This window comes from Roseibium sp. SCP14, assembly GCF_040329475.1.
Taxonomy (GTDB): Bacteria; Pseudomonadota; Alphaproteobacteria; order Rhizobiales; family Stappiaceae; genus Roseibium.
This window is the reverse complement of record NZ_JBDZYH010000010.1, coordinates 61039-73990: the sequence shown is the minus strand read 5'-3', so window position 1 is coordinate 73990 and position 12952 is coordinate 61039. Positions and strand designations below refer to the sequence as shown.

The window sequence follows — 12952 nt, the reverse complement described above, 5'->3', positions numbered from 1 at the left end:
TATCACCTATTTCACGGCGCCGGACACAAGTCCGCGGACAATCAGTTTCTGGGCGAAGACCAGCAGGATCAGGGCCGGCACGATCGACAGGGTCGAAGCGGCCGCCATTTCGGTAAAGGCGATGGTGTTTTCCTGGGCGTATTTGCCGATACCGAGCGGTACCGTTGCGGTCTGCCGCTGGCTGAGCACGAGCGCCACGGGAAACTCGTTCCAGCTGAAGACAAAGGTCAGGATGCTTGTTGCCGCGATACCCGGACGCACGATCGGCAGGACCACATTCCAGAGGATGCCGGGGATGCTCGCGCCATCAATCTGCGCGGCTTCGACCAGCTCCTTCGGAACATCGCGGATGAAGACACCCATCATCCACAGAGCCATCGGCAGGTTCAGCGTGGCATGGGCAAGGATGAGACCGGTATAGGTGTTGTCCAGTCCGACGGACCGCATCATCGTGTACCAGGCCCCGGCCAGTGTGATAGGCGGTACCATGTGAAAGATGACCGACCAGCCGAGCAGCGAGTGCAGCACCCAGGTCGGCCACTGCAGACGGTACAGCGAGAACGCCGCGAGCGTTGCAACAACGAGCACAAGCACCGTGCTGCCGATACCGATCACCATCGAGTTCATGAAGTTTCTGGCAAAGTCCGATGTCTTGTCGAAAATGACGTCGATGAACCCGGAAACATTCGGCTGAAAGAAGATCCGCCCCATCAGCAGATCGATCTGCGTCTTGAAGGCCGCCATGACGATCCACGCGAACGGGAACAATACGATCAGGGCAAATACGAGCAGAACCGCATGGTGCAAGGTTGCGGAAGATTGCGTATGGCCGTTCATGCCTTGCCTCCCCTGCCCGCAGTTGCACGGGTTGCGAAGATGATCATTGCTGCGATGACCGCGATGACTGCTATGGACATGGCTGCGCCATAACCGGTCTGGTCCTCGGTGAAGAAACGACGGTAGATCGTGAAACTGATCACTTCGGTCGAGGTGCCCGGCCCGCCGCCGGTCAGCAGGTAAATCTCATCGAATACCTTGAAGGCCAGGATCATGCGGAAGACGAAGGTCACGATGATCGCGGGCATCATCAGGGGCAGCGTGATGTCACGGAGGATCTGCCAACCGGTCGCACCGTCGATGCGGGCGGCTTCAAATATGTCATCCGGCAGGGACTCCAGCCCGGCCAGCAAAAGCAGGAAGCAGAACGGTGTCCAGTGCCAGACATCGACGATGATGACCGAGAGCAGTGCAAGGTTCGGGTTGCCGAGCCAATCGACCGGACCCAGTCCAAATACATCCAGGACCTGGTTCAGCACACCGAAATCATAGGAATACATCAGCTTCCAGATTGCACCGATGATGATACCGGGAACCAGAATCGGCAGAATGAACACCGTGCGGTAGAAACTGCGGCCCCGGGTGACCTGAGAGCTGAGCAGAGCCAGAACAAATCCAATGAGCATCTGGAGCGCCACGGCGGCAACCGCGAAGATCACCGTATTCAGGAGCCCCGCCCGCAGCAGGTTGTCCTTGGGGAGTTTCAGGTAGTTTTCGATCCCGACCCATTCCCAGACTGCCTGTCTGTTCAGCCACTCCACGTCATTCAGACTGAGCACCAGAAGGTTTGCCAGCGGCAAGATCGTCAGTGCTACGAAAAGAAGGATGGCTGGCGACAGCGTCACGTAGCGCCATAGCCTGTCTGCACTCATGGTTCGATTCCAGCAATTTCGGGGATAAAAAAGGGCTGCCCGCAAGCAGACAGCCCCGCAAGTTGCGGAGGAACCGCAATCAGTTCAGATCATCGAGTTTCTGATATGTGTATTCCGCGCCCTCGAGAACCGTGGCGATTTCTTCTGCCGCGGCATTCAGGGCTTCGTTCAGGGGCATTTCGTCGCCGATCGCCTGATTGAAGCGCAGTTCCGTGACTGCCAGAACCTGGCTCGCCTCCGGAATGGTGAAAGTCAGGCGCGCATTCGGCAAAGCCGCCGCCAGGGCCTTCATCCAACGATACTCGTCGGTGTCCGCCATTTCCGATGTCAGCACGGCACGGCTGACCGGCGCTGAACCGGCTTCGGCATAGGCCCGCTGTGCTTCATCGGTCTGGAACCAGTCGAGGAATGCGAGCGCAGCCTTCTTCCTGCCGTCGGGGACATTTTTCGGAATACCACCAAGCCAATGGCCAAGAGGCGTCGCAAAGTCATGGTCGGCGGACCCGGGAGGCGGAGCGTAATCGATCATTCCGACCACCGCGGACTTGTGCGGGTCGTCGAACAGCCCGGGAGCAAGGACAGAATCGATATGCGCGGCCCGGCCAGTCGACATGTTCTGTATGACATTGGTCTGCGTCTGCCCCGCAGTGGACGGATGTCCGACTTCCTTCGCGAGCTTGAGATACATCTCCATGCCCGCCTTTGTTTCCGGGCTGTTTATGGAAATGCGGTAGCTACCGTCTTCCTGCTGGTCGAGAATGCCGCCACCATAGGCCCAGATATACGGGAAGACGTCATAGGTAACGTCGAATGCACCGCGCTGTCCGCGCTGTGATATGCCGTACATCTTCCTGCCGTTCAGGACCTTGGCATTTTCATAAAGGTCTTCCCAGGTCGCGGGCACGGAAAGATCGTGTTCCTTATAGAGATCTGAACGGTAATGCAGGATGAGGATATTCGGGTTGACCGGCACCGAAAGCAGGTCACCGGTCTGGCAGGTGATGCGGCTGGCTTCTGCGTCCCAGCAGACGCTGTCGTCGAATGTGTAGATGTCTTCGCCAAGCTTGAAGGCCGGGTCAATTGCCGTCAGCGGCTCCATGAAACCTCCGGTATAGAACTCGGTGAAAAACCCGGCATTCATGATGAGAATGTCATAAGGGCTTTCGTCCGATCTCACGGCAGTACGCTGTTTCTCCAGACTTCCGGCAAACGGGTTGACGTCGAGTTCAACCGTATTGCCGGTTTCCTCCTCGTACTTTTCGACAACAGCCTGGAAGCCTGCAAACCATGGAGACTGGTTGATCACGATCGTGATCGCCTCCTGATCGGCGGCCACGGACGGGGTCATGGCAAAACCGGTAAGAGCTGCAAGAGCGACGGTTGACTGCAAGACGCCCTTAGCGAACTTGTTGCGAACTAACATTCCTTGTTCCTCCCATGATCTGACCGGCATTGTCTCCGTCCAGATTGCTCTCAACACTAGCGCCTGAGTTTTCGATGAAAAAATGATAATATTGGCCAGCGCCATAGCCATTGGCTATGGCATGAACGGTCCATGTTGCTCTCGTTCTCATTCCCGGAGCTTGAACTCAATTGAAGGGATCTTGCCTGCAGGCTTCCCTCAGGCGCTCTGCAAGCAATGCTGCGGCAGGAGACAGAAGGCGGGGCTCGCGATAGATGATCCCCGCCTCACGGCTCGTGATTAGCTGCGGGACATCCAGCTCGACCAAGCCTTTGGCTTCCGGCGACTTGAGCTGCGTTCGCGTTGTGTAAAGCAGCAGGTCGGAGAGGTGAGCAACACTCATGAGAAAGGCCTGAGACGAGGATACAACCGCCGGCCTTGGCGGTGAGAGACCAAGAGTCGTCGCGCCGCCATCCAGCTTCCTGCGAGCAAGATTATTGGCGGGGGGAAGTGCCCAGTTGCATGACAGCGCTTCCGCGGCCGGGATATTGCTCTTGCCGACCAATGGATGTTCTGGCCGGCTGACGACGACGAGATTGTCTGACGTCAACTTGTCGACCCCCTTGCCTTCAACGCCGGCAAGCGGAAGTTCCGCAACGATGAAGTCCAGTTCTCCGGCTTCCAGGCGTTCTGTCAGAATGTCCTCAAATCCACCGACGATTTCCACGTTGATGTTGCGGCGCTCTTCGAGAAGCTCGGCAACGATCTCCGGAAGGAACCGCCTCACCCAGGAAGGCCCTGCGCCAACCCGAACTTCTCCCGAACCACCGGTTCGCAGCTGCTCGACTTCATCCAGCGCCTTGCCCACCTGCGCAAGGACAATGGTCGCATGCTGCTGCAGCCTCTCGCCGATCGGGGTCAGAGTGACGCCGTGAACGTGACGCGTCAGCACTTCAGTGCCGATTTGATGTTCCAGGAGTTTCAGGGCTTTGGACAGGGTCGGCTGGGCAATATTCAACTCATCGGCCGCCCGGGTAATATTGCCGCTCACAGCAACTGTGTGGAAATAGGTCAGAAGTCGAAGATCAATTCGCTTTTTTTTGAAGTTCATCGCCTCTCTCGAATCCAGTGAATTGTCAATCATAAGAGCGACGCACGGCTTCGCAAGGACCGATAAGCGGAAGGCCTAGCTGCTCCGCTTTGTTTGCACACCGTCAAGTTGATGTTAGGAAAGGCGGCATTGCCAACTTACTTTGATCAGATTGCAGGGCGCTCTTTTTGACAGAATTCAGGCCTTCGTTTCGGCGGCGCACTCAGCCCGCAGGCTGAATGCGACTGCTCTTGCACGCCGGCATGAGGGAGCCGAAAGCTTGTACCGGCGCGGCCGGAAGATGGTGTTGATCTGATCGTGAAAAGCGAAAGCCTTTCAGGCGGGCGAAATCGAGAGCGTGCATCATAGCCATGCTCTACAACTTTCACACCGAGCAACAAGTTAAGTTGGCAATGCCATTGCGGTTCTTTGGGAACCTGTTTGTCCTCCAGCGCGGGTTCCTTGGGGAGCGAGATTGGAGGTCTGACGAGCTTGCCCGATTACACGACTACCTGATCTGTGCCGTTCGCATATTCGTAGGAACGCTTGACGATGGTTTTCACCGTCTCCAGCTCCGCGTCGTCGCGCGGCGAGAACACCATCACAAGACCCTTTGGGTATTGTCCCAGAGTGACCATGTAATGATCTTCGCCCCAGCCTTTCTCAACGACTTCCGAGGCGTCTTCGGCACGCAGCTTCACATGCATGCTGCCATTGTCGGGATGCGGGTGAATATGCGCAAACTCCCGGCCAATCATGAAGGCTTCATGGTTGCAGGATGCGCTGTCGTGCATGACCAGGGCCCGGGCACCGGGGACAGAAATGCCGCTGTGCTGGTTTTCGACACTGGGCAACGAAAAGCACCATTCATGCAACTTGTAGATGACTTCATCAGGTCCGTGTTGTGTCAGCTGGGAATGCGGCAGTCTGCTGGTGGTCTTTGGTTTCGAGCCAGCGCGCTGTGCGAGATTCAATTTTTTGGTCATGGTGTGTCTCCAATTCATTGCTGGAACACAATATAGTTTGATGGTCTGCGCACTATCATTCGCCACAAGCGCAAATGAGGCTTGCACAAATGCACAGACAATTGACTGAAGCGAAGAGCCTTTGTGCGAGCCGTGTGTGAGACAGGCGGCAGGTCCAGCACCGCATACGTGCGGAGTCAAGACCGGGTGTCAGTCTGTTCGAGCGTTAAGTCATGGCTATGTCATGGTGCCCGACGCGGAGTATTTCTTATGAAACGGACTGCAGCTCCACAATGGCGCGAACAGCATCCAGCGTGAACTGGGCTGGAAGGATCTGCGCTTGCCGCAACCTCCCCCGGTGGCATTGGCCGTTCCGCGCTTTCGCGCGCTCAAGTGACAACATGGCCGAACTGGGTGCGGTTACAATTCCTGGATTTACGGCCATCTCCGGAACCTTCGATAAGAAGGGAGGCTGACATCCAAAGCCGCGGTCGGTACTGTTAAGGACCTGATTCACCACTTGGTTGCCGCTGCCTAAGCTCATACTGAACTGTCTCGCGATACGACTGCAGCGGACCCCGCCACATGAGAAGCGGCACAGTCCTCAGCCGGGACTGAAACGACGTTTCAGTTGACCGATGTGAGCTTCCACGTAATCGATGAAGCTGGTAACCTTGGGCGTAAGTTGGCGGCTTTGCGGATACACGGCGTATAATCCGGCATTGCTGTAAATCTGATTTTCAAGCACTGATACGAGCTTCTTGTTGTGCAGCTGCTCAAGAACAAAGAAACGTGGCAGAAGTGTCAATCCCAGACCGGAAACGGCCAGGTTCCGAGCTATGTCGCCTTTGTTTACAGTGGCGTTTCCCTTTACGGCGACCGACTGCCGCTTTGAACCAAATTTCATCGGCCAGCGATTTTTGTAAGAAGCAGCCGTATCCACGATACAGTTGTGATGTTTAAGGTCGGCCGGTGTTTCTGGCACTCCACGCTTGGAGAGATACTCCGGACTTGCGACGACAACCAAATCGATGTCCATCAGCTTTCTCGATACCAGGGACGAGCTTGAAATCTCACCAATTCTAAGGGCGAGATCGAAACCCTCCTCAACCAGGTCAACGAAGCGGTCGACCGCGTTGATCGTCACGTTAACTTCCGGGTAGGCGTGCAAATAGGCCGGCAACAAATCCTGAAGGCAGTCCCTGGCTAGAAACACAGGGGCAGTCAGCCTTAGATTACCTCTCGGCGCGGCAAGCGTTTCACTTGCCATGTTCCTGATACTCTCCACCTCATCAATAACGTTCTGGCACCGGTCCAGATATCGTTTGCCTTCATCCGTGAGCGAGAGCTTTCGAGTGGTACGCTGAAACAGCTCGACACCAAGCCATTGTTCCAACTCAATTACATGGCGGCTAACGGCAGACGTAGACAGCGACATGGATCGGGCAGCTGGTGCAAATCCACCCTGCTTTGCGACTTCCGAGAAAACGGTCATCGATCTGAACACGTTCATTTATTGTCCTGTTTTTCGGGATGGTAAGTGAAGTATTATACATATTATCAATTATTTTGGAATGAATTACTATTCCGGTTCCACCACGAGTTAGGAGGCACCAACGGGCTTGGTCATGGTGTTCCCGCCGCGTGGCGAGGCGGAATTGGAAACGGTCAAGAAGGTCGCCAGCTGGTCATGCGACCAGGTCACGGCCAAGCGCTTCGCCGCCAGATCCGGAGAACATTGCCGAATTGCACTCCATGACGTTTTCGCACTGCGGTCAATGGTCGCCCAGGCTGCCGCCTAAGTCCAGGAAAGACAGATCCACCGTTAAGGAGATGAAAAATGAAATACCTGAAAATTCTGGGCGTTGCCGCGCTTTGCGTCGCCATGGCAACCCCATCGTTCGCAGAAGGCACAGACCAGGGAGAAGACCGGAATGCAGCTATTGCCGCAGCCCTGATGGAACTTGCACGGCGTCAGGCTGAAGACGAACGAATTGATACAAACCTCGAGACCTTCCGGGCGCTGGATCTCGAGATCTTTTCGCACCAGGAATGGGATCGTATTCATGAAAGCCATACTGATGATGTGGTCGTCTACATGCCAGACGGGCGAGTGATCAAGGGGCTGGACGCGCACATAGACGACATGAAGTGGTTCTTCGTCTGGGCGCCGGATACCTATATCGAGCGGCACATCGTCCGATTTGGCCAGGGAGAGTGGTCAGGGGCGGTCGGTGTTCTGAAAGGAACCTTTACAGAGCCCATGCCCATGGCTGATGGAACAACCATCGAGCCGACCGGAAATGCCTACGAAATCACCTTCACAACAATCGCTCACTGGACCGATGAAGGTAAGATGGATGAAGAATACCTTTTCTGGGATAATGCTTTCTTCTTCAAGCAGCTCGGTTTGGGCGGATAGAAATCAGGAACCTTCAAAGGGCGCTAGCGCCCTTGAGGGGCTCCGATCATGGCCCCCTTCCATACCCACAACTACCTGTGCTTTCTGTTTGCGTCCGAAACCCATGATCCGATCTGACAAAGCAACCAGCTACGACGCTTTCGATATTCTGACTGCGCACCGCAATCGACACCAAACTGTGTTGCGCGAGCAAATCCTTCCATTGGACGTGAAACACGGCATCGGCCTCTGACGCCCATGAACGCACGGACTTACAATCGTTCACCGGAACAGATGATATCGATGGGAACTCGCTATGAACACACTTTATCTCTGGGATACTCCCAACGGTCATAAACCTGCAATAATGCTCGAGGAACTCGGCGAACCATGGAACCTGGTCCCCGTCGACATTTCAAAAGGAACCCAATTCAGCGCCGATTTTGTCAAGATCAATCCCAATAGCAAAATTCCCGCCTTTGTGGACGACGACGTCGTTTTGTTTGAATCGGGTGCCATTCTTCAATATCTGGCCGAGAAACATCGACGTTTTCTCGCGCCGAGTGGTCAGGAACGAGCAACGGCTTTGTCTTGGTGCTACTGGCAAGCGGGCGGCCTTGGACCAATGCTTGGCCAATGGGGGCATTTCGTGTTCATCGATGAAAGGCACCCTTACGCGATTGAACGTTATCTCACCGAGACCATCCGTCTTTACGAGGTACTGGAGCAACGGCTCAGTGAGGTGCCGTACCTGGCTGGCGATGAATACAGCATCGCGGACATGATGTCGTTCCCCTGGGTAAAAAGCGGCAATTCGTACCTTAAGAATGAAAAATACCAAGCAGCAGATCGTTTGCCGCATCTGCCGAACCTGGACCGCTGGATCGACAAGATAGATTCACGACCGGCCGTCAAAGCCGCCCTTGAACGCGTAACCAATGAAACAGGGTCTGCTTCCGGCGATGGTTGATCTGAAAACGGAACAACCGCGCGCCCCCGGACGCGTGCCGAATAATTTCCAGGCCAATTCCCTTCATGATTTTGGCTTCTTCAAGGTCTCTCGACGAGCAGACCAAGCCCCCCAAGATCACCGTGATCGAACCGCGGATGATCCTCATCATCATCCTTTGTGCAAAATCTCAGCAACCAGTGTTTGGTCAACATTGAGGTACCAACTTCCATCCGCATGCAAATGAGCGAACTCTTTATTGCCCTGCGGCGGCAATCCGCTATCGGATGGTTTGTGATCGTTTGGTACGCGGTGGATGACGCCGTTCGAGTGTCTCAGCGTGATGACTTCTGCCGGTCGAACGCAGGTGGTCGAGATAGGCCGGCAATTCCCCGCGGCAGTGATAGGGACCTCCTTCGCGCATAACCGTTGCGAACGGGTCGACATCACTGTCGCTTCTGGCCATGGTTTCGGACCGCCAGTCTTCCAGCAGGCGCGAAGCGAGACTTACAACGTCAGGCCGCCGGCTGGACAGGTCGGTCTGTTCATGCGGGTCTTCGGTCAGATTGAAGAGTGTGACCGGCTCGAAATCCTTGTAGCCGTCATGATAGGTGCGCAGCATCAACCAGTCCGAGCCGTCATGTTTGAACCGGACACCCCGCTGAACCGCCCAGGCACCCTGGCTCAGCACCAAGAAGTCGCGGCCGCCATCCTCACCCTGGTTAATGGCTTGCGAAATCGGGCGGCCGTCCCAGACGGAAGGTACATTGCCACCGAGCCGGTCGATCAAGGTCGCGGGCCAATCGAAATGATAGTGGAGACCATGGTTGACGCCCCGCATGGCACTGTCGCCGGGCCAGCGGATGATAAGGGGAACGTTGCAGGTGTATTCATCAGCAGTCTGGTGATCTCCCCAGACGTTCAGTTCCCCCAGGTTTTCCCCGTGATCGGCTCCGATCACAATGATGGTCTCGTCGTAAAGGCCCATGTTTTTCAGTGCTTCGACGAGTTTTCCGATATAGAAATCGGCGAAATTCACACCGGCATCGTAGCCGTTGAACCAGGCAGCCACCCGATCCATCGTGTCAATCGGCACCGGCGCCCGGTGGTAGGCGGCATGCGGGTTGTAAGCGGAATAACCGTTCGGCTCCAGGGGGCTGTGCGGGCCGAAGCCGGTCAGGCATTTTTGATGAACCTCTTCGCTCATCCATGACGGCAATGGCGTTCCTGCAAACGGATCGCCATAGGCGTCCGGTACACGGTATGGCGTATGCGGATCCCAGACGTTGACATGCAAAAAGAACGGTTGGTCGCGGCCCTTGCGTTCGATCCAGTCGATCGCCTGCGGGATGATCTCGTCAGCATTTTCCATACCGCCCTTGCCGCAGTTCATGACCTCGTTGAAACCTGCGTACCAGTGCCAGCAGCCGTGGCGTTCGCCGAAGCTTGAAATGGTCGCCGTGCGGTATCCCAGATCGCGCAGGCATTTCATCCAGCCTTCCTCGAAGAACGTGCCTGCCCAGGCCCGGTCAGCGCCTTCGCGGAACGGTTCACAGGCGGTGCCGCCGTGCCCCACGACACCAGTGCGAAGCCCATGCCTGCCGCTCCAAAGGGCCGTGCGGGAGGGATGGCAGGGAACATCGGAAACATAGACATTCTCGAACCGCATACCCTCGGCTGCAATCGCGTCGATATTGGGCGAGGTGTTGCGGTGATAGCCATAGCAACCCAGATGGTCGCGGCGCAGACTGTCGATGTCGATATAGAGGATGTTCATTGAAATTCTCGTCAGAAGCCGGAACGGATGAGGCCTCCACCCCGAGCTGGAGGAGCCTGAGGGTGGAGACATCGTGGAGGTGGGGGATGTGTCAGGAAGCGTTGAAGAGCTCGCCGAGATAATATTCCTTCGGATCGAGCGGTTCCTCGATCTTGCCGAAAGTGGCGTACATGTTGGCCAGATTGGCCAGCCACGCATCGACGAAGCCATCCTTGGTAAGCTGTTCAAGCTCGGCGCTGGTCAGCAGTTTTCCCTTGCCGGCTTCTACAGCGAGCGGGTCGACCGGTACTCCGAGGAACTTGGCCGTTATCTCCACGGCCTGGTCCGGATTGGCGTGACGGAAGTCGAGTGCTTCCTTGATCACCGCATTGACCTTCATGACCGTGTCTTCGTTGCCTGCAAATTCATTGCGGACCACGAAAACGCTGGGGAACGAGATTTCAGGGAAAAATTCATCGTTGCCGGCAAGTTCCACCAGATCAGGCACCTGCTTGCGAACGATCTCAACGAATGGGTACCAGATGCCCGCAGCATCGATCTGCTTCGACGCCATCGCTGCAACGACGGTGCTTGGGTCCATTTTGACTGCTTCGATGTCGTCGATGCTGAGCCCTGCCTTGTCAAGCGCGAGCCGAAGCAGCATGTCTCCGGATGTGCCTTCGGGCACACCGACTTTCTTTCCCTTCAATTCCGCCACAGAAGAAATGCCGCTTTGGCTGATTACCCGGTCCGACAGACCAAGAGCGTTGACGGCTATGACCTTTGCCTTGCCCGTGGCCGGAAGCCACAAGGCACCGGCGCCGAGATATGCAAAGTCCAGACTGCCCGCGCCAAGTGCCTGCACCTGGATGGGCCCATTGGTGAAGACCTTCAGTTCCGCATCGATACCGTGCTTCTCCCAGAGCCCGTTTTCAGTCGCAATGGCGGCAATGCTGGTACCGAAATAGTCCGCGATATAGCCCATGCGGATCTTGGCGTTTTCCGCCAGGCTCGATCCAGTCGCCGACACCACCATGGCGGCGGCGGTCGCAGCCACCATCGCTCGTCTTGTCATTGTCATTTCCGTTTCCTCCCAATTGAATTCAGCCCACCCTTGCGGCCGGCTCCTGGTGATAAACCGCGTGCCAGACACGGTTGCGAATGCTTGCGAATTCCGGAGACAGCCTGATGCTCTCAGTTCTGGGATAAGGCAGGTCGACGGGAATGATTTCCTTCAGACGGCCCGGTCTGGCGGCCATGACGATGACCCGGTTGGCCAGATAAACGGCTTCATCGACGTCATGGGTGATAAACATCACCGTGCGCCGTTCGCGGCCCCATGTATCCAGTAACTGGTCCTGCATCGTGACCCGCGTCAGCGCGTCGAGGGCTCCGAAGGGTTCGTCCATCAGCAGGATTTTCGGATTGACCGCGTAGGCCCGAGCAATGGCGCAGCGCTGTTTCATGCCACCGGAGAGCATCTTCGGAAGTGCTTCAGCGAAGTCCGACAGACCGACTAGATCCATGTAGTGCGCGGCAATTTCGCGACGTTCCCGTCTGGTCAGCTTCTGGATCTTCAAGCCGAACTCGACATTCTCGCGTACGGTGAGCCAGGGAAACAGCGCATATTGCTGAAAGATCATGCCTCGCTCGGGTCCAGGACCATCTACCGGGCTGCCGTCGACAAGAACCGTTCCGTCCGAAGGCTTAAGGAGACCAGCGGCAATGTTCATCGCGGTGGATTTGCCGCAGCCAGAGGGACCGACGACCGTTACGAACTCACCGTCCCCGATCTGAAGGTTCAGCCGGTCGAGCGCAAGGAAGGATCCGGAGCCGGCACCGAAATGACGGCTCACATTCTGAAAGTCGATCTTGGTGGTCATACGCGTTCCTGCCAGATGGTGAGCCGTTGCTCGAGCGCCATCACAACCCGGTCCATGGCAAGGCCCAGAAGGCCGATCGCCACGAGACTGACGAAAATGGTGGGAAGGTCGTAATAGAGCTGCGCCTGTTGCATTCTGAAGCCGAGGCCCGACTGCGCAGCGATCAGTTCCGCCGCGACAACGGTTGCCCATGCAGCTCCAAGACCGATCCTGAATCCCACGAGAATGAATGGCAGGGATGCCGGTACGATAACCTTCGCGAAAATGACACCGTCCCTTGCACCAAGAACCCTGGCGGCATTGACCAGTGTCTTGTCGACGCTGATAACGCCCTGGTAGGTGGCAACGACGGATGTCAGGAAAGCTGCGAGGAAGATCACGAAAATCTTCGGCGTTTCGTCAATCCCCATCGTAACGATGGCAAGCGGAATGATTGCCAGCGGCGGAACCATTCGGAAGAATTGCACATAAGGTTCGATGAGGTTCCGGGCTATCTTGTACCACCCCATCAGGAAACCGACCGGGATCGCAACGAACGTGCCGAGCAGAAAACCCGTCAGGACCCGGCGCACGCTGGTGGCAGTGTCACTTATCAGTTGACCGTTCAGCAGCAATTCCCAGGCGCGGCTTGCCACGTCCGCCGGACCGGGCAATCCGACCACGCCATAAGAGGTGACGAGTGCCCAGAGTCCGATACCGGCTGCAAAGGCCACCAAGTTCAATCCGATGCCGGAAAAGTCCCGGCTCTTGAATGCCAGGCTCATTCTGCGAGAGGCTCCTTCACTGAGCGTTTGTTG

The 12952-nt window shown here is 56.4% G+C and carries 13 protein-coding genes and 1 pseudogene; 3 read left to right on the top strand and 11 right to left on the bottom strand.

All coding sequences use genetic code 11. The features are described from left to right. Positions 1–6 precede the first annotated feature (6 nt). From ABLQ08_RS27945 to ABLQ08_RS27915, 7 genes and pseudogenes are all read right to left on the bottom strand, one after another. A complete protein-coding gene (locus tag ABLQ08_RS27945; RefSeq protein WP_352949434.1) occupies positions 7–837 on the bottom strand; it encodes a carbohydrate ABC transporter permease in 831 nt (276 codons plus the stop codon). Continuing rightward, entirely contained in the window at positions 834–1709 is an 876-nt protein-coding gene (locus ABLQ08_RS27940) for a carbohydrate ABC transporter permease (protein WP_352949432.1), read from the bottom strand. The genes ABLQ08_RS27945 and ABLQ08_RS27940 overlap by 4 nt, the downstream gene beginning before the upstream one ends. 79 nt (positions 1710–1788) lie before the next feature. After that, on the bottom strand, positions 1789–3132 hold the full coding sequence (locus ABLQ08_RS27935; protein ID WP_352949430.1) for an extracellular solute-binding protein: 1344 nt from the start codon (positions 3130–3132) through the stop codon (positions 1789–1791). A 166-nt stretch (positions 3133–3298) separates the two neighbouring features. Then, positions 3299–4222: a LysR family transcriptional regulator gene (locus ABLQ08_RS27930; protein WP_352949428.1), complete on the bottom strand. Its 924-nt coding sequence runs from the start codon at positions 4220–4222 to the stop codon at positions 3299–3301. A 177-nt stretch (positions 4223–4399) separates the two neighbouring features. After that, a pseudogene (locus tag ABLQ08_RS27925) lies at positions 4400–4528 on the bottom strand (IS6 family transposase); the annotation flags it as partial. 173 nt (positions 4529–4701) lie between these two features. Continuing rightward, positions 4702–5187 carry a phospholipase gene (locus ABLQ08_RS27920; RefSeq protein WP_352949426.1) on the bottom strand — a complete coding sequence of 162 codons (486 nt, stop codon included), beginning with the start codon at positions 5185–5187 and terminating at the stop codon, positions 4702–4704. A gap of 583 nt (positions 5188–5770) precedes the next feature. After that, positions 5771–6679 carry a LysR family transcriptional regulator gene (locus tag ABLQ08_RS27915; protein WP_352949424.1) on the bottom strand — a complete coding sequence of 303 codons (909 nt, stop codon included), beginning with the start codon at positions 6677–6679 and terminating at the stop codon, positions 5771–5773. Between the two features lie 109 nt (positions 6680–6788). On the opposite strand from ABLQ08_RS27915, the gene ABLQ08_RS27910 reads away from it, so the two are divergent. The 3 genes from ABLQ08_RS27910 to ABLQ08_RS27900 all read left to right on the top strand — a co-directional run bounded on the left by ABLQ08_RS27910 (position 6789) and on the right by ABLQ08_RS27900 (position 8537). After that, positions 6789–6968, top strand: a complete 180-nt coding sequence (locus tag ABLQ08_RS27910) for a hypothetical protein (RefSeq protein WP_352949422.1) — start codon at positions 6789–6791, stop codon at positions 6966–6968. Positions 6969–7006: 38 nt separating this feature from the next. Next, positions 7007–7588 carry an ester cyclase gene (locus ABLQ08_RS27905; RefSeq protein ID WP_352949420.1) on the top strand — a complete coding sequence of 194 codons (582 nt, stop codon included), beginning with the start codon at positions 7007–7009 and terminating at the stop codon, positions 7586–7588. A 295-nt stretch (positions 7589–7883) separates the two neighbouring features. Continuing rightward, entirely contained in the window at positions 7884–8537 is a 654-nt protein-coding gene (locus ABLQ08_RS27900) for a glutathione S-transferase family protein (RefSeq protein ID WP_352949418.1), read from the top strand. A 259-nt stretch (positions 8538–8796) separates the two neighbouring features. On the opposite strand, the gene ABLQ08_RS27895 is transcribed toward ABLQ08_RS27900, so the two are convergent. From ABLQ08_RS27895 to ABLQ08_RS27880, 4 genes are all read right to left on the bottom strand, one after another. Next, positions 8797–10293: a sulfatase family protein gene (locus ABLQ08_RS27895; protein ID WP_352949416.1), complete on the bottom strand. Its 1497-nt coding sequence runs from the start codon at positions 10291–10293 to the stop codon at positions 8797–8799. Between the two features lie 91 nt (positions 10294–10384). Next, positions 10385–11347 carry an aliphatic sulfonate ABC transporter substrate-binding protein gene (locus ABLQ08_RS27890; protein ID WP_352949663.1) on the bottom strand — a complete coding sequence of 321 codons (963 nt, stop codon included), beginning with the start codon at positions 11345–11347 and terminating at the stop codon, positions 10385–10387. Between the two features lie 28 nt (positions 11348–11375). Next, complete coding sequence (locus tag ABLQ08_RS27885) at positions 11376–12155, bottom strand: ABC transporter ATP-binding protein (protein WP_352949414.1); 780 nt, start codon at positions 12153–12155, stop codon at positions 11376–11378. Next, a complete protein-coding gene (locus tag ABLQ08_RS27880) occupies positions 12152–12919 on the bottom strand; it encodes an ABC transporter permease (protein ID WP_352949413.1) in 768 nt (255 codons plus the stop codon). Before ABLQ08_RS27880 ends, ABLQ08_RS27885 begins: the two co-directional genes overlap by 4 nt. Between the last annotated feature and the right edge of the window lie 33 nt (positions 12920–12952).

Excerpts from the sequence above, each read along its gene's own strand:
- ABLQ08_RS27900 (WP_352949418.1), top strand. The coding sequence starts at position 7,884 with ATGAACACACTTTATCTCTGGGATACTCCCAACGGTCATAAACCTGCA.
- ABLQ08_RS27890 (WP_352949663.1), bottom strand. The coding sequence starts at position 11,347 with ATGACAAGACGAGCGATGGTGGCTGCGACCGCCGCCGCCATGGTGGTG.
- ABLQ08_RS27940 (WP_352949432.1), bottom strand. The coding sequence starts at position 1,709 with ATGAGTGCAGACAGGCTATGGCGCTACGTGACGCTGTCGCCAGCCATC.
- ABLQ08_RS27915 (WP_352949424.1), bottom strand. The coding sequence starts at position 6,679 with ATGAACGTGTTCAGATCGATGACCGTTTTCTCGGAAGTCGCAAAGCAG.
- ABLQ08_RS27935 (WP_352949430.1), bottom strand. The coding sequence starts at position 3,132 with ATGTTAGTTCGCAACAAGTTCGCTAAGGGCGTCTTGCAGTCAACCGTC.
- ABLQ08_RS27895 (WP_352949416.1), bottom strand. The coding sequence starts at position 10,293 with ATGAACATCCTCTATATCGACATCGACAGTCTGCGCCGCGACCATCTG.
- ABLQ08_RS27905 (WP_352949420.1), top strand. The coding sequence starts at position 7,007 with ATGAAATACCTGAAAATTCTGGGCGTTGCCGCGCTTTGCGTCGCCATG.
- ABLQ08_RS27880 (WP_352949413.1), bottom strand. The coding sequence starts at position 12,919 with ATGAGCCTGGCATTCAAGAGCCGGGACTTTTCCGGCATCGGATTGAAC.
- ABLQ08_RS27930 (WP_352949428.1), bottom strand. The coding sequence starts at position 4,222 with ATGAACTTCAAAAAAAAGCGAATTGATCTTCGACTTCTGACCTATTTC.
- ABLQ08_RS27885 (WP_352949414.1), bottom strand. The coding sequence starts at position 12,155 with ATGACCACCAAGATCGACTTTCAGAATGTGAGCCGTCATTTCGGTGCC.
- ABLQ08_RS27920 (WP_352949426.1), bottom strand. The coding sequence starts at position 5,187 with ATGACCAAAAAATTGAATCTCGCACAGCGCGCTGGCTCGAAACCAAAG.
- ABLQ08_RS27945 (WP_352949434.1), bottom strand. The coding sequence starts at position 837 with ATGAACGGCCATACGCAATCTTCCGCAACCTTGCACCATGCGGTTCTG.